This is a genomic window from Xanthomonas sp. CFBP 8445 (assembly GCF_025666235.1).
GTDB lineage: Bacteria > Pseudomonadota > Gammaproteobacteria > Xanthomonadales > Xanthomonadaceae > Xanthomonas_A > Xanthomonas_A indica.
The window spans coordinates 482,763-500,463 of record NZ_CP102594.1 but is presented as its reverse complement, the minus strand read 5'-3'; the positions used below and the strand labels follow the sequence as shown (position 1 = coordinate 500,463).

At 71.3% G+C, this 17,701-nt stretch carries 13 protein-coding genes; 5 read left to right on the top strand and 8 right to left on the bottom strand.

Annotated features, from left to right (window positions below; genetic code table 11):
* Positions 1-29 precede the first annotated feature (29 nt).
* The 3 genes from bioH to bioC all read left to right on the top strand — a co-directional run bounded on the left by bioH (position 30) and on the right by bioC (position 3,502).
* Complete coding sequence (bioH, locus tag NUG21_RS02265; protein WP_263392156.1) at positions 30-791, top strand: pimeloyl-ACP methyl ester esterase BioH; 762 nt, start codon at positions 30-32, stop codon at positions 789-791.
* A 787-nt stretch (positions 792-1,578) separates the two neighbouring features.
* The gene (locus NUG21_RS02260) at positions 1,579-2,361 is read left to right on the top strand and encodes an SDR family oxidoreductase (RefSeq protein WP_263392155.1); all 783 of its coding nucleotides are present in this window, start codon (positions 1,579-1,581) and stop codon (positions 2,359-2,361) included.
* A gap of 250 nt (positions 2,362-2,611) precedes the next feature.
* Positions 2,612-3,502, top strand: a complete 891-nt coding sequence (gene bioC / locus NUG21_RS02255; protein WP_160946732.1) for a malonyl-ACP O-methyltransferase BioC — start codon at positions 2,612-2,614, stop codon at positions 3,500-3,502.
* On the opposite strand, the gene NUG21_RS02250 is transcribed toward bioC, so the two are convergent.
* The 4 genes from NUG21_RS02250 to NUG21_RS02235 form a co-directional block, all read right to left on the bottom strand.
* Positions 3,470-4,984, bottom strand: a complete 1,515-nt coding sequence (locus NUG21_RS02250) for an ArnT family glycosyltransferase (RefSeq protein ID WP_263392154.1) — start codon at positions 4,982-4,984, stop codon at positions 3,470-3,472. The genes bioC and NUG21_RS02250 overlap by 33 nt on opposite strands.
* Before the next feature lie 116 nt (positions 4,985-5,100).
* Positions 5,101-5,529: a ketosteroid isomerase-related protein gene (locus NUG21_RS02245; protein ID WP_019798792.1), complete on the bottom strand. Its 429-nt coding sequence runs from the start codon at positions 5,527-5,529 to the stop codon at positions 5,101-5,103.
* A gap of 31 nt (positions 5,530-5,560) precedes the next feature.
* Positions 5,561-6,184: a YdcF family protein gene (locus NUG21_RS02240; RefSeq protein ID WP_263392153.1), complete on the bottom strand. Its 624-nt coding sequence runs from the start codon at positions 6,182-6,184 to the stop codon at positions 5,561-5,563.
* Positions 6,181-7,140, bottom strand: coding sequence for a pyridoxal-phosphate dependent enzyme (locus NUG21_RS02235; RefSeq protein ID WP_160946736.1), 960 nt, complete (start codon positions 7,138-7,140; stop codon positions 6,181-6,183). The genes NUG21_RS02240 and NUG21_RS02235 overlap by 4 nt, the downstream gene beginning before the upstream one ends.
* A 164-nt stretch (positions 7,141-7,304) precedes the next feature.
* Here NUG21_RS02235 and NUG21_RS02230 point away from each other — a divergent pair, with 164 nt between their 5' ends.
* On the top strand, positions 7,305-7,820 hold the full coding sequence (locus NUG21_RS02230) for a hypothetical protein (protein WP_263392152.1): 516 nt from the start codon (positions 7,305-7,307) through the stop codon (positions 7,818-7,820).
* A gap of 509 nt (positions 7,821-8,329) precedes the next feature.
* The gene (gene mnmG / locus NUG21_RS02225; RefSeq protein WP_263392151.1) at positions 8,330-10,219 is read left to right on the top strand and encodes a tRNA uridine-5-carboxymethylaminomethyl(34) synthesis enzyme MnmG; all 1,890 of its coding nucleotides are present in this window, start codon (positions 8,330-8,332) and stop codon (positions 10,217-10,219) included.
* A 194-nt stretch (positions 10,220-10,413) separates the two neighbouring features.
* Here the strand turns inward: mnmG and NUG21_RS02220 are convergent, their stop codons facing one another.
* From NUG21_RS02220 to NUG21_RS02205, 4 genes are all read right to left on the bottom strand, one after another.
* Positions 10,414-11,373 (bottom strand): alpha/beta hydrolase, encoded by a 960-nt coding sequence (locus tag NUG21_RS02220; protein WP_263392150.1) that lies wholly within the window; start codon positions 11,371-11,373, stop codon positions 10,414-10,416.
* Positions 11,374-11,669: 296 nt separating this feature from the next.
* A complete protein-coding gene (locus NUG21_RS02215; protein ID WP_048491578.1) occupies positions 11,670-12,527 on the bottom strand; it encodes a PA4780 family RIO1-like protein kinase in 858 nt (285 codons plus the stop codon).
* Between the two features lie 611 nt (positions 12,528-13,138).
* Positions 13,139-14,575: an efflux transporter outer membrane subunit gene (locus NUG21_RS02210; RefSeq protein ID WP_263392149.1), complete on the bottom strand. Its 1,437-nt coding sequence runs from the start codon at positions 14,573-14,575 to the stop codon at positions 13,139-13,141.
* Positions 14,572-17,700 (bottom strand): multidrug efflux RND transporter permease subunit, encoded by a 3,129-nt coding sequence (locus NUG21_RS02205; protein WP_263392148.1) that lies wholly within the window; start codon positions 17,698-17,700, stop codon positions 14,572-14,574. The genes NUG21_RS02210 and NUG21_RS02205 overlap by 4 nt, the downstream gene beginning before the upstream one ends.
* Position 17,701: the final 1 nt, after the last annotated feature.

The following is a 17,701-nucleotide window of genomic DNA, read 5'->3' as shown; positions in this document are numbered from 1 at the left end:
CTCCTGTTCCTTCGCAACGACGGATACCGATGCATATCGACACCCTGGGGCAGGGCCCCGATCTGGTCCTGCTGCACGGCTGGGCATTGAACGGCGGCATCTTCGCGCCGCTGGTGGAGCGCCTGTCGGCGCAGTACCGCCTGCACCTGGTGGACCTGCCCGGGCACGGCCACAGCCGCGGCGACGACACGCCGCTGGCGCTGCCGCATGTGGTCAGCGCGATCGCCGCGGCCACGCCGCCGGCGGTGTGGCTGGGCTGGTCGCTGGGCGGGCTGTTCGCGCTGCATGCCGCCGCCACGCAACCGCAGGTGCGCGGGCTGGCGATGCTCGCGGCGACGCCGCGCTTCGTGCGCGGCAGCGACTGGCCGCACGCCGTGGAGCCACAGGTATTCGAACAGTTCGGCCACGACCTCGCCGAGGACTACCGCGGCACCCTCGAACGCTTCCTGGCGCTGGACACGCTCGGCTCGGCGCACGCGCGCGCCGAACTGCGCACCCTGCGCGAAGCGCTCGACGCCCGCGGCGCACCCGACCCGCACGTGCTGCAGGACGGCCTGACCCTGCTGGAACGCACCGACCTGCGCCGCGCTCTGCCCGGCCTGCGCGTGCCCAGCCTGTGGATCGGCGGCCAGCGCGACCGCCTGGTCCCGCCCACGGGCATGGAGGCCGCCGCGACACTGGCGCCGAATGCGCGCGCGCTGATCGTCGCCGGCGGCGGCCACGCCCCGTTCCTCGGCCATGCCGACACCGTCGCCGAGGCGCTGCGTGCATTCCTGGGGACGCTGGACTAGCGACGCCGCGCCGCGCGTTCCGCGAGTCCCTGGTTCGTGCTGCCATGTGTCGCACCCTCCTTCCTGCAGGCGCGCCGCGGCCGCGGAAGCCTGCGATCTGCCGCCGCGCTTCGGCGTGCTGTCGTAGGAGCGGCTTCAGCCGCGGCACGCCTGCTGCATCGGGTCGCGGCTGAAGCCGCTCCTACGCGCGCCCCGTTACGCGGCGCCAGGGGCCACGTTGCAGCGGCGATGATCCGCGTGGTCCGCCTGGATCACCCACTCGCGGGAAGCGATAGGTAGCTCCGCTGTAGGAGCGACTTCAATCGCGCCGGTCGGCCAATCGCGTCGCGACTGAAGTCGCTCCCACATCGCAGCACGCAGCACCATGCAGGCACAGGCTTCCGCCACGCCCGCGCATCAATGGACAACCGACATCCTGCGCCCGCCGGCGTGGTCATCAGATCGCCAACGATCACGTCTCGTAGGAGCGGCTTCAGCCGCGACACGCATGCTGCATCGGGTCGCGGCTGAAGCCGCTCCTACGCGTGATCACGTGTGCGGCGCGCAACAGCGCTGCAGTGATGACAGCCGATCATCTTTTTCATCGGCACACACACGCTCTCGGATGACGGAAACTCCCCCCCCCTGTGGGAGCGACTTCAGTCGCGACGCATGGCACCAAACGCGTCGCCGCAACGCCGCTCCCGCCTGTACCTGTACGGCACGCATCCTCTATTTCACGCCGCTCCGCTGGCCGCCGCCGCGGCGATGTCCGATCATCGCGTCTCTTTCGAACCGGAGTGCAAGCATGGACCTGGGAATCGCCGGCAAGTGGGCGCTGGTGTGCGCCGCGAGCAAGGGGCTGGGACTGGGTTGCGCGCAGGCGCTGGCGCGCGAGGGCGTGCATGTGGCGATCGTGGCGCGCGGCCAGGCCGGGCTGGATGCGGCCGCTGCGCAACTGCGTGCGCTGCACGGCGGTGGCGAGGTGGTTGCCGTGGCCGCGGACATCACCACCGAGGCAGGACGCGCCGCCGCACTGGCCGCCTGCCCACAGGTCGACATCCGGATCAACAATGCCGGTGGGCCGCCGCCGGGCGATTTCCGCGACTGGGAACGCGAGGACTGGCTGCGCGCGCTCGACGCCAACATGCTGGCGCCGATCGCGCTGATCCGCGCCACCGTCGATGCGATGCAGGCGCGCGGCTTCGGCCGCATCGTCAACATCACCTCGGCCGCGGTGAAGGCGCCGATCGACAGCCTGGGCCTGTCCAACGGCGCGCGCGCCGGCCTCACCGGCTTCGTCGCGGGGCTGGCGCGGCGCACGGTGGCGCACAACGTCACCATCAACAACCTGCTGCCCGGGCAGTTCGACACCGACCGCCTGCGCGGCAACATCGCCCACGCCGCGCAGCGCGAGGGTGTCGATCCCGCCGACCTGGCCGAACGCAAGCGCCGGCAGATTCCGGCCGGGCGCTTCGGCACTGCGGAGGAGTTCGGCGCGGCCTGCGCCTTCCTGTGCAGCGCGCAGGCCGGCTACCTGAGCGGGCAGAACCTGTTGCTGGATGGCGGGAGCTATCCGGGGACGTTCTGAGGAGCCGGGATTGGGGATTCGGGAGTCGGGATGCACAGCCGCGGGCGCTCCGCTTGGTCGGGCGAGGCGCTGAACATGATGATCTGCGGGCCACGCTGGCCGCGAGGGAAAGGCGGCGATAAGGAACCGGCTGGATTCGGGATTGGGAGTACATAACGGCGATCGCGCCGCTTGATCAGCGCGAAGTGCGCAACGCGGTGATCCGCGCCACCGCTGGCCGCGGCGCGACGCAGGCGGCGATAATGCGCGGATGGATCCTTCCGCGTTCGACTCCCAGCACATCCGCCGCGCGTTCGCGCGTGCCGCCGCCAGTTACGACGCCGCCGCGGCGCTGCAGCGCGAGGTGCAGGGGCGCTTGCTGGAATCGCTGGACTACCTCGGCGACCGCGTGCCGCAGGTGGTGCTGGACGTGGGCAGCGGTCCGGCGCACGCCGCCGCGGCGATGAAGAAGCGCTGGCCGCGCGCGCAGGTGATCGCGCTCGACCAGGCCCTGCCGATGCTGCAGCAGGCCAAGCGCCAGGCCGGCTGGTGGAAGCCGTTCGGGCGGGTCTGCGCCGACGCGCGCGCGCTGCCGCTGGCCGAGCACAGCGTCGATGTGATCTTCAGCAACCTGTGCCTGCAGTGGGTCGAGGACCTGCCGGCGGTGTTCGCCGGGTTCCGCCGCGTGCTGCGCCCCGGCGGCCTGTTGCTGTGCTCCAGCTTCGGCCCGGACACGCTGATCGAGTTGCGCGAGGCCTTCGCCCAGGCCGACCAGACCACGCCGCACGTGAGCCGCTTCGCGCCGATCGCGCAGTTCGGCGATGCGTTGATGCTGTCCGGCTTCCGCGATCCGGTGCTGGACCGCGACGTGTTCAACCTGACCTATCCGGACCTCGCCGCGCTGATGCGCGAACTGCGCGCGATCGGGGCCACCAACGCGCTGCAGGCGCGCCGCCACACCCTCACCGGCCGCGGCCGGTTCGCCGCCGCCACCGCCGCCTACGAGCCGCTGCGCGGTGCCGACGGCACCCTGCCCAGCACCTGGGAAGTGATCTACGCGCACGCCTGGGCGCCACCGCCGGGCGCGCCGATCCGCGAAGGCGGCGGCGAGATCGCCGCGGTGCCGCTGTCAGCGATCCCGATCCGCCGCCGCGGCGACTGAGCCGGGCAGCACCCGGAACAGCACCCGGCCCCGGTAGGGCGGACCCAGCGCCTGCGCCTGTGCGCCCTGCGCGGCGATGCGCGCGGCCACCTGCGGCCAGGCCACGTCCTTGCACACCCACACGCGGCCGGTGCGCGGCTGCCGCAAGACCGTGGACAGGTCCGCGTCGTACTCGGGACCGAAGCGCGGCGTGTCGGACAACGGGTCCAGGCGGATCTTGCGCACCTGCGCGCCCAGTTCCAGACGCAGGCCGTAGCGCGCCATGTCCTCGACGAACACCACCTCGCGCACCGGCGTGCCGGCGCGCTGGGCGATCGCCTGCGCCCAGGCGCCGGCATCCTTGTGCGTGGGCAGCAGCGCCAGCGCCAGCGCGAGCGCCAGCAGCAGCCCGCACCAGCCCAGCAGCCACGGCCAGCGCCACGGCGCGCGCCCCTCCTGCTCACGCTGCCACGCCGCCAGCAACGCCAGCGGCACGAACAGCGGCAGCACGTACAGCGGCAGCCGCGAGCGCGACAGGCATAGCACCAGCAGCGGCAGCAGCAGCCACAGGGTCAGCAGCAGCGGCGCGGCCTGCTGCAGGCGCAGCGCCGGTGTGCGCCACCACTGCCGCAACTGCCGCGGCAGTTGCCAGGCCCAGCGCGCCAACGCCGGCGTCCACGGCAGCGTGCCCAGGACCAGGATCGGCGCATACGCCACCGCCCAGCCATACCACTGCGCGTTGCGCCCGAACGCATCGCTGGCCACGCGCTTGACCACCTCGTCGCCGACGAAGTACTGCAGCAAGCCGGGATGGCCATGGATCACCGCCAGGTACCAGGGCAGCGCCAGCACCGTGAACAGCGCGATGCCGGAGAGTTGCAGCGCGCGCCGCGGCGGCCCCGGCGTCACCGCGTTGAACAGCAGCAGCGCCGGCAACGGCAGCAACCCGGGCGGCCCCTTGGTCATGAACGCCAGGGCGAAGCCGGCCCACATCGCCGCGATCCAGCGCTTGCCCTGCCCGGGCGAGTGCGCACGTGCTTCGACGAAGGCCCACACCGCCAGGGTCTCGCAGGCGGCGAGCAGGAAGTCGGTGGATATCCATTGCGCCGCGCCGAACGGCGCCAGCATGGTGGCGTAGAGCAGTGCCGCCTGCGCCGGCAGCGTGGGCCGCTCGGGGAACAGCCGCGCGGCCAGGCGCCAGACCAGCAGCACGCACAGCAGGTAGGCCAGCGCCGACGGCAAGCGCGCCGCCCACGGCGATGGCCCGAAGGCGGCGACGCTGGCGGCGATCGCCCAGTAGGTCAGCGGCGGCTTGGTCCAGTGCGCCACGTCCTCGCTGCGCCGTGGCGTGAGCCAGTCGCCGCTGTGCAGCATGTTCAGCGCGACATTGGTGTAACGGCCTTCGTCGGCGTCCCAGATCCCGCGGGCACCCAGCAGGGCCAGCGCGAGCGTGCAGGCCAGCAGCGCCACCGCGATGGCCGGGGAACGAAGCAGCGCGCGCATCGGCGGTCCTCTCGGTCGGCGCGGCGACCATAGCCGTGGCGTCTGCGGCCGCGGATGACGGCCGGCGGACAGTTTTGCGACAGCGAGGGCCTACCGGCCTCAGGCCGGCGCGCGGCTCAGGCGGAGACCTGCGCGATCCAGTCTTCGAGGTTGTAGTAGTTGCTGACGCGGGCGATCTTGCCGTCGCGGATATCGAAGAACGCCCCGCCCGGCAGCACGTAGCGCTGGCCGCGCGCCTCCGGCAGGCCGGTATCGGTGTGGTGGTATTCGCCATGCACCACGTACTCGGCGGCGGCGCGGCGGCCGTCCTGCGCGGCCAGCACCACGATGTCGTGCAACTGCTCGCGGTAGCTGGCGTTCATGCGCTGCAGGAAGGCGGCGAACGCGTCCTTGCCGGTCTCGCGCGCGCCCTGGTTGAGATCGTGGGCGACGTCGTCGCTGAGCATGCCCAGCATGCCGTCCCAGTCGCCGCGGTTGAACGCGGCGTAATAGGCCTGGACCAGGGCGATGGACTGGTCCTGCCCAGGAACTCCGTGGTTGCTCATGGCTGCCGCCCTCCGGCCGTGGAAAGGCCCATCATACGGTCTCGCCGCCGTGCTCGACGCCCCGCTCCAGCAGGTCGCGATGGAAGAAGTACAGCTCCTGCAGCAGGAAGCGCCAGCGGGTCTGGAAGCTGCGGAAGCGGCTGCTCGGGGTCGACGAGGCCAGCGCGTCGATCTGCAGTTCCTGGCACAGCCGCAGCGCCCGCGCCATGTGCAGCGGATCGCTGACCACGATGGCCCGGTGCAGGCCGTGTTCGCGCATCAGCCGCCGCGCCTCGATCAGGTTCTGCCGGGTGGTGCGCGACACCGTCTCGATCAGGATCGCATCGGCCGGCACGTCGTGGCGCAGCGCGTAGCGCCTTGCCACCTGCGACTCGGCGAAGCGCGCGCCGTTGCCGAAGCCGCCGGTGAAGATCAGGGTCGGCGCGTAGCCGCGCTGGTACAGGTCCAGGCCGTGGCGGATGCGCTCCTCGAACACCGGCGAGGGCTTGGCGTCGTAGGCCGCGGCGCCGAGCACGATGATCGCGTCCGCCGGCGCCGCCTGGTCGCGGTCGCCGACCCAGACGATGTAGATCGCCACGCCCAGCAGCCACAACCCCAGCAACGCCGCCAGGCGCAGCAGCCAGCGCAGCCAGCGGAACCCGCCCCGCGCGCTCATGCCGCGCCCCACGGCAAGGCATCCAGGTCGACGTTGCCGCCGGACAGGATCACTCCCACCCGGCGCCCGGCGAAGCGTGCCGGCTGCGCCAGCACCGCCGCCAGGGCGATCGCCGAGGACGGCTCCACCACCTGCTTGAGCACCTGCCACAGCAGCCGCATCGCCGCCACGGTCGCCGCGTCGTCCACCACCAGCACCTCGGCATGGCCGTGAAGCAGGGCGAAGTTGGGTTCGCCGAGGCTGCCGCGCAAGCCGTCGCAGATCGTGTCCGGGACCATGTCCACGCGGCGCTCGCCGGCGGCCAGCGAGCGCGCGGTATCGGCGGCACCGGCCGGCTCGGCCAGCAGCAGCTGCGCCTGCGGCGCCAGCGCCGACAGGGCCAGGCGGCTGCCCGCGGCCAGGCCACCGCCGCCGACCGGCACCACCAGCAGGTCCAGCCCGCCGCTGGCGTCCAGCAGTTCCAGCGCGGCGGTGCCCTGCCCGGCGATCACCGCCGGATCGGCATAGGGATGCACCAGGGTCGCGCCGGTGTCGCGCTGCACCTGGGCGCACAGCGCCTCGCGGGCGGCGATGCTGGGCGCGCAGCGCCACAGGGTGGCGCCGTGGCGGGCGATGTTGGCGAGCTTGGCGGCGACCGCGCCTTCCGGCACCACCACATGGCAGCCGATGCCACGGGTACGCGCGGCCAGGGCCAGCGCCGCGCCGTGGTTGCCCGAGGAGTGGGTGACCACCCCGCAGGCCGCCTGTGCCGGATCCAGCGCCCACACTGCGTTGCAGGCGCCGCGGAACTTGAACGCGCCGCCGCGCTGCAGGTGTTCGGCCTTGAAGTACAGCTGCGCGCCGCTGGCGGCATCCAGCGCCTGCGAACGCAGCACCGGGGTCGGCCGCGCGTGCGCGGCAATGCGTGCGGCGGCCGCCAGGACGTCGCCGAACTCGGGCAGAAAACGTGAGACCATGCGCGAAAGGGTAGCGTATCGTCGCCAACGTGCAGCGCCCGCCAGCCGCGCCGGTTCGCCGCCGTTGCGCGCGACTTAAGCGTTCAAGTGCGGCGCGGGAAGTTAAGGGGGGATTCAATGCAACGGACCGAACCTGTCAGCCAGCCTGCTGGAGGGCAAACGCCATGAAACTGCGCCTGATCTGCGCCGCTGGACTGCTGGCCGCACTGGGCGGCTGCGCCACCTACGATTACGCCGGAGGCGGCGACGGTGGCTACTACCGTGGCGCGCCCTCGGTCCAGTACCGCTACCCCGCCGGCTATTCCGAGTACTACTCGCCTTACGGCGCGGTGCCCTACTACGGTTACGGCCCTGCGTACTACGGCTACTACGGCTACGGCGTGCCGTATTACTACTATCGCGGCTACGACGGCCCGCGCCACCGCCCGCCGCCGCGTCCGCGGCCGGACGACGGCGGTTCGCGCCCCCCGCTGCCCAGCGTGGGCGGTCGGGTGCCCTCGCCCTGGCGCGACATGGACCGCCTGCGGCGTCCGGACGCGCTCAATTCGTCGCCGCGGCCGCAGTCGATGCAGCCGGCCCGGCCGGCGATGCAGCGCCCCGAGGGGATGCAGCGCCCGCCTGCCCCGCGCCCCGGCAATATGGGGCGCAGCAATGGGACACGTCGCACACTCGAGCCCTGAGAAAGGGCTTGCGTTCGCCAGCCCCAACACGCACTCTACGTCCTACGGGGTGACCGACTGCGTCGCTTTATGACCCGAAGGGGTGACCCCACCGTCTATGTCGATGTCCGACAGGGAAATCTGGATCCCCCCTGTTCCGGCCCTGTCGGGCGTCGGCGCCTCACAACGAAAAGCCCCGGTCCGCCGGGGCTTTTCGCGTTGGGGCTTTGCCGTTGCTGGCACGGCGCCGGCGCCGGGCGAAAAACGGGCATAAAAAAGGGCCGGTAGTCCCCCGACTACCGGCCCCCAGCTCCCCCAACGTGCGCGTGACTGGCCCCTGTTCCAATTCCAGTCATACGCCCCTGACGCATTGCCACGTTGGGTGCAGTGGGAATATCTGCAGATTGCGTGCCAACTTGAGGCCCAGATCTGCAATTTGTGATGCAACCGCTAAAATTCCTGTTCCCGCCTAGGGCGCTCCCGCCTGCGGCCCCCTTCCGCCGGCTCATGGGGCCGGCCGTGAGACCCCGATGAGCGATTCCTTCTACCGCTATGACGTGATCGTGATCGGCGGCGGCCATGCCGGCACCGAGGCGGCGCTGGCGTCCGCGCGTGCCGGCGCGCGCACCCTGCTGCTGACCCACAACGTGGAGACGGTGGGGGCGATGAGCTGCAACCCGGCCATCGGCGGCATCGGCAAGGGCCACCTGGTCAAGGAGATCGACGCGCTGGGCGGGGCGATGGCACAGGCCGCGGACCTGGCCGGCATCCAGTGGCGCACCCTCAACGCGTCCAAGGGGCCGGCGGTGCGCGCGACCCGTTGCCAGGCCGACCGCAGCCTGTACCGCAGCGCGATCCGGCGCCTGGTCGAATCGCAGCCGAACCTGACCCTGTTCCAGGCCGCGGTGGACGACCTGGTCATGGACGGCGAGCGCGTGCGCGGCGTGCTGACCCAGACCGGGCTGCGCTTCGAGGCCGCGGCGGTGGTCCTGACCGCCGGCACCTTCCTGGCCGGCAAGATCCATATCGGCCAGACCCAGTACGCCGGTGGCCGCGCCGGCGATCCACCGGCCACCGCGCTGGCGCAGGCGCTGCGCGACGGCCGCTTCGGCGTGGACCGGCTCAAGACCGGCACCCCGCCACGCATCGACGGGCGCAGCTTGGACTACGCGGCGATGGAGGAACAGCCCGGCGACGATCCGCTGCCGGTGATGTCGTTCCTGGGCGAGGTCGCCCAGCATCCGCGCCAGGTCTCGTGCTGGATCACCCACACCACCGAGCGCACCCACGCCATCATCCGCGGCGCGCTGGACCGCTCGCCGCTGTACACCGGCCAGATCGAAGGCATCGGCCCGCGCTACTGCCCCTCGATCGAGGACAAGGTGGTGCGCTTCGCCGAGAAGGCCAGCCACCAGATCTTCGTCGAGCCGGAAGGCCTGGACGTGGTCGAGATCTACCCCAACGGCATCTCCACCTCGCTGCCGTTCGACGTGCAGCTGGAGCTGGTGCGCTCGATCCGCGGCTTCGAGCGCGCCCACATCACCCGCCCCGGCTACGCCATCGAATACGACTTCTTCGACCCGCGCGGGCTCAAGGCCTCGCTGGAGACCAAGGCCATGCCCGGGCTGTTCTTCGCAGGGCAGATCAACGGCACCACCGGCTACGAGGAAGCGGCCGCGCAGGGCCTGATCGCCGGCCTCAACGCCGCACGCCAGGTGCGCGGGCTGGAACCCTGGTCGCCGCGCCGCGACCAGGCCTACATCGGCGTGCTGATCGACGACCTGATCACCCACGGCACCAGCGAGCCGTACCGCATGTTCACCAGCCGCGCCGAGTACCGGCTGCAGCTGCGCGAGGACAACGCCGATGCGCGCCTGACCGGCATCGGCCACGACCTGGGCATCGTCGAGGAAACGCGCTGGGCGCGGTTCCAGGCCAAGCAGGAGGCGGTGGCGCGCGAGAACGAGCGCCTGCGCGCGCTGTGGGCCACCCCGGGCAACGCGCTGGGCCGCGAGGTCGCGGCCACGCTGGGCGTGGCGGTGAGCCGCGAGACCAACGTGCTGGACCTGATCAAGCGCCCGGAACTGGACTACGCCGCGCTGATGCGGGTGCCGTCGCTGGGCCCGGGCGTGGCCGACGCGCAAGTGGCCGAGCAGGTGGAGATCGGCATCAAGTACGCCGGCTACCTGGACCGCCAGCGCGAGGAGATCGCACGCCAGCAGCGCCACGAGGACACCCCGATCCCGGCCGCGTTCGACTACGCCCAGGTGCGCGGGCTGTCGGCCGAAGTGCAGCAGAAGCTCGAACGCGTGCGCCCGCAGACCGTGGGCCAGGCGCAACGCATCCCCGGCATGACCCCGGCGGCGATCTCGCTGCTGCTGGTGCACCTGGAACGGGCGCGCCGCAGCCGGGTGGCGTGATCGGTCGCGAACGCGCATCGCACGCAGCCCCACGTAGGAGCGGCTTCAGCCGCGACCGGGCCGCACATCGGCAATGCCCTGTCGCGGCTGAAGCCGCTCCTACGACGGATGCCACGGGTGCAGCGCGTCAGGCGGGGCAGCGCGCGCCACCACCGGCGGCGATTGCCGGGAAGCGGGACTCGCTGAGGTAGGGCTCAGTCCTGCGCGGCCACCGGCAGCAGCCGCTGGCGCAGCAGCAGCGCGGCCAGGTCCAGGGTTTCGCCCGCCACGCGCAGCACGCTGCCCATGTTGATGAAGCCGTGGATCATTCCGGGGTGGACGCGCACCAGGGTTTCCACGCCGGCCTCGCGCAGGCGCTGCGCGTAGTGCAGGCCTTCGTCGTGCAGCGCGTCGCGCTCGGCCAGCACCACCAGCGCCGGGGCGACGCCGGCCACGTCCGGCGCCACCACCGGCGAGATGCGCCAGTCCGACGCCAGCGACGGGTCCGGCAGCAACTGGCGGTCGAAGTAGCGCATTGCCGCCTCGGTCAGCGGCGGGATGCCGGCGTTGTGCACGCGCGAGGGAAAGGGGTTGTCCGCGCGCACGTCGGTCAGCGGATAGATCAGGATCTGGCAGCGCAGGGCGATGCCGGCATCGCGCGCGGCCAGCGCAGCGCTGGCCGCCAGGGCGCCGCCCATGCTGTCGCCGGCGATGGCCAGGCGCTGCGGATCGGCGCCGACCTCGCCCGGATGCGCGGCCACCCAGTGCACCACCGCGATCACGTCCTCGATGCCGGCCGGCGCCGGATGCTCGGGCGCCAGCCGGTAGTCCACCGCCAGCACCTGGCAGCCGGCGCGCGCGGCCAGTTGCCGGCACACGTCGTCGTGCGAGTCGAGATCGCCGACCACACCGCCGCCGCCATGCGCGTAGAGGCAGGTCGGCGCCGGGCCGGCGTCGAGGCCGTGCGGGCGGTACAGGCGCAGCGGAATCGGCGCGGCCGGACCCGGCGCATGAAGGTCGCGGACCTCGGCCATCTCCGCGCGCGGGAACCCGAACTGCGCGGCGACGCCGCGCATCATCGCCCGCGCCTCGGGCAAGGGCAGTGCCTCCATCGGCGGCTGCCCGGACTGCTGCGCCAGGGCGAAGAAACGGACGACGTCTGGATCGAAATACATGGGTGGCCCTCCCGGGGCGGCTGCGCAAGCGGCGTCGGCCAGATTGTTATTTCTTATAACCATTTCCGCAAATAATCGAACTGGAACGCGCATCACGGCGCCTGGCGGGCCAGCGGCAGAGGGCCGCCTGCAGCGGCGCGGAGGCGTGCGCAATGCAGGTGTGGCAAGGCTTCGCGCGGTTTGCGGCGCACGGCGGCCGGTGTCGCGCACGTGGCTGCGCCGCATTGCAGCGCAACATGCGCGTGCGCGACCACAGGGTTCGCGCCGCGCGGCGTGCTCGGAGCGGGAGAACCGCGCTAGTCGTCCTGCGCGGCGGCCTCGCGGCCCTGCTGGCGGATGATGGCCTCCTGCCGCGCGTCCTCGATCGAGGCGCGCACCGCGCGCACGTCGGCACGGCGGGTATCGAAGGCGAAGCGGCCGGTGAGCGCGCTGTCCGGGCGCAGCGTGCCCTTCTCGTACAGCGCCCACATCTCCTCGCCGTAATGGGTGGCGTTGAGCTCGGGGGCGAAGCGCCCCAGGCAATCGCGCAGGTTGTGCACGTCGCGCAGCAGCATGGTGCGGGCGGCGTTGTTGCCGGCGGCGCTAACCACCTGCGGGAAATCGATCACCACCGGGCCGTCGGCACCGACCAGCACGTTGTATTCGGACAGGTCGCCGTGGACCAGGCCCAGGCACAGCATCTTGACCACGTCGCCGACCAGCTGTGCGTGGAAGGCCTGCGCCTGCGCCGGCTCCAGTTCCACTTCGCTCAGCCGCGGCGCGCTCTGCCCGTCGGCGTCGGTGACCAGGTCCATCAGCAGCACGCCGTGGAAATAGCCGCGCGGCTGCGGCACGTGCACGCCGGCATCCACCAACTGGTACAGGGTGTTGGCCTCGGTGTCCTTCCACGCCGCTTCCTGCTCGCGGCGGCCGAACTTGCTGGCCTTCCCGATCGCCCGCGCCTGGCGGCTGCCGCGCACCTTGCGCCCTTCCTGGTACTGCACGCGCGCCTGGAAGCTGCGCTGCGCCATGTCCTTGTAGACCTTGGCGCAGAGCACGTCGTCGCCGGCCTGGACCACGTAGACCGCGGCCTCCTTGCCGCTCTTGAGCGGGCGCAGCACGCCGTCGATGACGCCATCGTCGATCAACGGCTGCAGGCTCGGAGGAATCTTCATCGGGTGCGGCATACCTGGAGTGGGTCGCCGCGATTATGGCCCAAGCCTGGCGTCGTGCCCGGCGCATCGGTGCGGCGTCGCGGGTGTCGCGAACGCGCCGAAGCTGCGTCCGGTGCGGCCTGCGGCCTGTGCGACGCACGAGATGCGGCGCGCAAGCGTCCGGCATTTGTCTACGACGTCCGCCGAGGCGTGCCGCTGCGTTCAGCGATCGAGACGGTGGCGCGGCTGTCGTGCTGTGTGCCGCGAGGGCGCGCGCGCGTTGCCTGGGTCGATGGTTGGAGAGGCGCTCGACGGCTATCGCGTCGGGACTGAAGTCCCTCCCAGAACAAGCGCCTCCCGCGCTAACTGCGCGTCACGTGCCGTTGCGTGCGACCGGGGTCGGTCAGGGAAACAGCGCGCGGCTGGCCGCGGGGCGTGATGGGATGTCGCACAGGACGTCGCCTGGGTCGTCAGTTGGACGGCGTCCAGCTGCCATGCGTCGGGACTGAAGTCCCTCCCACAGGGGGGCGTCGCGCGTGGCGACGCTTCTGCATGCTCAGGCCCGCCTCGAGCTCCGCTTTACTCTCTGTCCACGGTCTTGCCTCAGGCGCCCAGGCCTGCCCCACTCCGGCTCAGGGCGCGGCAGGGGCCTGGGCGTCGGCGCCGCCGCCGAGCACCTGGTACAGGGTGACGCGGTTGCTGGCGTCCTGCAGGCGCAGCGCGATCAGCGCCTGCTGCGCGGCGTACAGCGAGCGCTGCGCATCCAGCACCGCCAGGTGGCCGTCCAGGCCGGCGCGGTAGCGCGCGTCGGCCAGGGTGTAGCTGCGCTGGCTGGCGTCGACCAGGGCCTGCTGCGCGGTCAGCTGCGCCTGCAGATGGTCGCGCGCGGCCAGGGCGTCGGCCACTTCGGCGAAGGCCGACTGGATCGCCTTCTCGTACTGCGCCACGGCGATGTCCTTGCCCAGCCTGGACGCGTCCAGCGAGGCCTTCAGCGCGCCGGCGTGGAAGATCGGCGCGGTGATGCTGGGCACGAACGACCAGGTGCGGCTGCCGGCGGAGAACAGCGTGGACAGCGCATCGCTGCTGCGTCCGGTCGAGGCGGTCAGGCTCAGCGACGGGAAGAAGGCCGCGCGTGCGGCGCCGATGTCGGCGTTGGCCGCCTGCAGGGTGTGCTCGGCGGCGAGCACGTCCGGGCGCTGCAGCAGCACCGTCGAGGACAGGCGCGCCGGCAGCGGCGCCAGCGCGACGCTGTCCTGCATCGCCTGTGCGGTCGGCAGCAGCGCCGCCTCCACCGGCGCGCCCACCAGCAGCTGCAGCGCATCGCGCGCCTGCGCCAACTGGGTGGCGGCGCTGGCGACGGCCACGCGTGCCGATTCCACGCTGGTCTGCTGCTGCGCCAGGTCCAGCCCGGACACGCTGCCGATGCTGTGCCGGCGCTCGGTCAGTTGCAGGGTCTGGGTCTGGCTGTCCAGGGTCTGCTGCGCCAGGGTCAGTTGTTCCTGGTCAGCGCCCACGGTCAGCCATGCCGCGGCGACCTGGGCGACCAGGCTCAGGCGCACGCTGCGCTGGTTCTCGGCGCTGGACAGCCAGTTCTGCAGGGCCTCCTGCCTGAGGCTGCGCAGTTGCCCGAACAGGTCCAACTGCCAGCTGCTGAGCCCGACCTGCAGGGTGTCGCTGGTGCTGACCTGGGAGACGCCGTCGTCGTTGCTGGCGGCGCTGCTGCGGCCGCGGCTCATGCTGGCGTTGGCGTCGAACGACGGCAGCTGCGCGGCACGCTGGATGCGGTACTGCGCGCGCGCCTTGTCGATGGACAGCATCGCCACGCGCAGGTCGCGGTTGTTCTGCAGCGCCAGCGCGATGGTCTGGCGCAGCCGCGGATCCAGGAACACCTGCTGCCAGTCCGGCATCGCCAGCGTGTCGGTGGCGGCGCCGGTCGCGGGCGCCGCATCGGCCGCGGCCAGGTCGGCCGGTACCGGCGCCGCGGGGCGCACGTAGGTCGGCGCCAGGGTGCAGCCGGACAGGGCCAGCAGCGTGGCCGCCGCCACGCTCATGCGGGAGATCGCGCTCATGCCTGCGCCTCCTCGGTGGCGGCCGGGCGCCCGGGGAACATCCGCCGCACGATCACGTAGAACAGCGGCACGAAGAACAGGCCCAGGGTGATCGAGGCCAGGGTGCCGCCGGTGACGCCGGTGCCCAGCGAGTGGCGCGCGGCCGAGCCGGCGCCCTTGCTGAACACCAGCGGCAGCACGCCGAGCAGGAACGCCAGCGAGGTCATCAGGATCGGCCGCAGGCGCATCTGCACCGCGTGCAGGGTGGCGGCGAGCAGGCTTTCGCCGCGGTGTTCGAGGTCGCGCGCGAACTCGACGATGAGGATGCCGTTCTTCGCCGCCAGGCCCACCGTGGTCAGCAGGCCGACCTGGAAGTAGACGTCGTTCTCCAGCCCGCGCAGGGTCATCAGCAGCACCGCGCCGAACACGCCCACCGGCACCGCCAGCATCACCGCGAACGGGATCGACCAGCTCTCGTACAGCGCCACCAGGCACAGGAACACGAACAGCAGCGAGATCGCGTACAGCGCCGGCGCCTGGTTGGCCGACAGCTTCTCCTGGTAGGCCATGTCCGACCACGCGTAGCCGAAGCCGTGCGGCAACTGCTTGCTCAGTTCGGCCATCGCGTCCATCGCCGCGCCGGAGCTGACCCCGGGCACCGCCTGGCCGGTCAGTTCCATCGCCGACACGCCGTTGTAGCGCTCCAGCGCGGCCGGCGCGCTGGTCCAGTGCGAGCGGGTGAAGGCCGACATCGGCACCATGTCGCCGCCGCCGTTGCGCACCGTCCAGCGGTCCAGGTCCTGCGGCGCCATGCGCGCGTCGGCATCGCCCTGCACGAACACCTTCTTGATGCGGCCCTTGTAGATGAAGTTGTTGACGAAGTCGCCGCCGAGCGCGCTGTTGAGCGTGGCGTTGATGTCGCCCGGGTCCACGCCCAGCGCCTGCGCCTTCGCATCGTCGATCTTGACCGCGTACACCGGCGCGTCCTCCAGGCTGGCGTAGCGCACGTTCATCAGCTTGGGATCGTGCTGGGCCAGGCGCAGCAGCTTGTCGCGCGCGGCGACCAGGGCGGCGTGGCCGGCGCCTTCGTAGTCCATCAGTTCGAAAGTGAAGCCGGAGGCGTCGCCCAGGCCGGTGATCGCCGGCGGCGAGGTCACGAACAGTTCCGCGTCGGGCACGTCGGCCAGCGCCTTGTTCAGATGGTCGGCGATGGTCGCCGCATCGTCGTCGCGATCGTCCCAGTCCTTCAGCCGCACGAAGGCCATGCCGACGTTCTGGCCGGCACCGGTGACGCTGAAACCGGCCGAAGACAGCACCGAGCGCACGCCCGGGTCCTTCAGCGCGGCCTTGGTCAGCCGGTCGGTCACCGCCAGGGTCTGCTCCAGGGTGGAGCCGGCCGGCAGCTTGACCAGCACGTTGAGCATGCCCTCGTCCTCGTCGGGCAGGAACGCGCCGGGCAGGCGCCACAGCAGCAGGCCGGTGATCGCGATCAGCAGCGCATAGGCGACCAGGCCCAGCGCGCGCCGGCCCAGCACCCGCTCGACCAGCGTGCGGTAGCGCTCGGACAGGTGCCGGAAGCGGGTGTTGAACCAGATGAAGAACCAGCCCAGACGCCCGTGCGACCCGATCGGCGCCTCGCCCTGGTGCAGCGGCTTGAGGATGGTCACGCACAGCGCCGGGGTCAGGGTCATCGCCACCAGCACCGACAGGATCATCGAGGCGGCGATGGTGATCGAGAACTGCCGGTAGATCACGCCGGTGACGCCGTTGAAGAACGCCATCGGCACGAACACCGCGGTCAGCACCAGCACGATGCCGACCAGGGCGCCGCCGATCTGCTGCATCGAGCGCAGCGTCGCTTCCTTCGGCGGCAGGCCTTCCTGGCCCATGACCCGCTCCACGTTCTCCACCACCACGATGGCGTCGTCGACCAGCAGGCCGATCGCCAGCACCATCGCGAACATGGTCAGGGTGTTGATCGAGTAGCCGAACGCGGCGAGCACGCCGAAGGTGCCCATCAGCACCACCGGCACGGCGATGGTCGGGATCAGCGTGGCGCGCCAGTTCTGCAGGAACAGGTACATCACCGCCACCACCAGCAGCACCGCCTCGATCAGGGTGATGACCACTTCCTTGATCGAGGTGGTGACGAACGGCGTGGTGCTGAAGGCGATGTGGTAGTTGAAGCCGTGCGGCCAGTACTGCTTGAGTTCCTGCAGGCGCTGGTCGATCGCCCTGGAGGTCTCCACCGCGTTGGCGTCGGAGTTGAGCTCGATGCCCAGCGAGGCCGAGGGCTTGCCGTTGAAGCGGGTGATGCTGTCGTAGGTCTCCGGGCCCAGGCCGATCCTGGCCACGTCCGACAGGTGCACGGCGGCGCCGCTGGCATCGCTCTTGAGCACGATCGCGCCGAACTGGGCCGGGGTCTGCAGGCGGCTGCGGGTGGTCACGGTGGCGTCCAGGCGCTGCCCGCGCAACGCCGGCTGGCCGCCGATCTCGCCGGCCGACACGTCGGTGTTCTGCGACTGCAGCGCGTTCTCCACGTCCGAGGGCATCAGCGCGTACTTGCGCAGCTTCTCCGGGTCCAGCCAGATGCGCATGGCGTATTCCGAGCCCAGCGGCTGGATGTTGCCGACGCCGCTGACGCGGCTGATCTGGTCGTCGATGTTCGATTCCATGTAGTTGGCGACATCGAAGTTGTCCATGCTGCCGTCGTCGGACGTGAACGCCACCACCTCGAACAGCGACCCGCTGGACTTGGTGATGACCAGGCCGTTCTGCTGCACCGCCTGCGGCAACACCGACATCACCGACTGCAACTGGTTCTGCACCTGCACCTGCGCGGTATCGGCGTTGGTGCCGGTCTCGAACACCAGGTTGACCTGCGCGGTGCCGTCCGAGGCGCTGGTGGAGGTCATGTACAGCAGGTGGTCCAGGCTCTGCTGCGACTGCTCGATCAGCTGGGTGACGGTGTTCTCCACCGTCTGCGCCGAGGCGCCGGTGTAGGTGGCGCGCACGGTGATGGTGGGCGGCGCCATGTGCGGATAGCGTTCGACCGGCAGCCCATGGATGGCCAGCATGCCGATCAGGACGATGACGATGGCCATGACCCAGGCCACCACCGGGTGGTTGACGAAGAAGCGCGACATG

Bases quoted from the DNA above. Each gene is read 5' to 3' on its own strand.
- NUG21_RS02220 (WP_263392150.1), bottom strand. From the start codon at position 11,373: ATGTATTTCGATCCAGACGTCGTCCGTTTCTTCGCCCTGGCGCAGCAG.
- NUG21_RS02250 (WP_263392154.1), bottom strand. From the start codon at position 4,984: ATGCGCGCGCTGCTTCGTTCCCCGGCCATCGCGGTGGCGCTGCTGGCC.
- NUG21_RS02240 (WP_263392153.1), bottom strand. From the start codon at position 6,184: ATGAGCGCGCGGGGCGGGTTCCGCTGGCTGCGCTGGCTGCTGCGCCTG.
- bioH (WP_263392156.1), top strand. From the start codon at position 30: ATGCATATCGACACCCTGGGGCAGGGCCCCGATCTGGTCCTGCTGCAC.
- NUG21_RS02260 (WP_263392155.1), top strand. From the start codon at position 1,579: ATGGACCTGGGAATCGCCGGCAAGTGGGCGCTGGTGTGCGCCGCGAGC.
- bioC (WP_160946732.1), top strand. From the start codon at position 2,612: ATGGATCCTTCCGCGTTCGACTCCCAGCACATCCGCCGCGCGTTCGCG.
- NUG21_RS02235 (WP_160946736.1), bottom strand. From the start codon at position 7,140: ATGGTCTCACGTTTTCTGCCCGAGTTCGGCGACGTCCTGGCGGCCGCC.
- NUG21_RS02245 (WP_019798792.1), bottom strand. From the start codon at position 5,529: ATGAGCAACCACGGAGTTCCTGGGCAGGACCAGTCCATCGCCCTGGTC.
- mnmG (WP_263392151.1), top strand. From the start codon at position 8,330: ATGAGCGATTCCTTCTACCGCTATGACGTGATCGTGATCGGCGGCGGC.
- NUG21_RS02210 (WP_263392149.1), bottom strand. From the start codon at position 14,575: ATGAGCGCGATCTCCCGCATGAGCGTGGCGGCGGCCACGCTGCTGGCC.
- NUG21_RS02205 (WP_263392148.1), bottom strand. From the start codon at position 17,700: ATGTCGCGCTTCTTCGTCAACCACCCGGTGGTGGCCTGGGTCATGGCC.
- NUG21_RS02230 (WP_263392152.1), top strand. From the start codon at position 7,305: ATGAAACTGCGCCTGATCTGCGCCGCTGGACTGCTGGCCGCACTGGGC.
- NUG21_RS02215 (WP_048491578.1), bottom strand. From the start codon at position 12,527: ATGAAGATTCCTCCGAGCCTGCAGCCGTTGATCGACGATGGCGTCATC.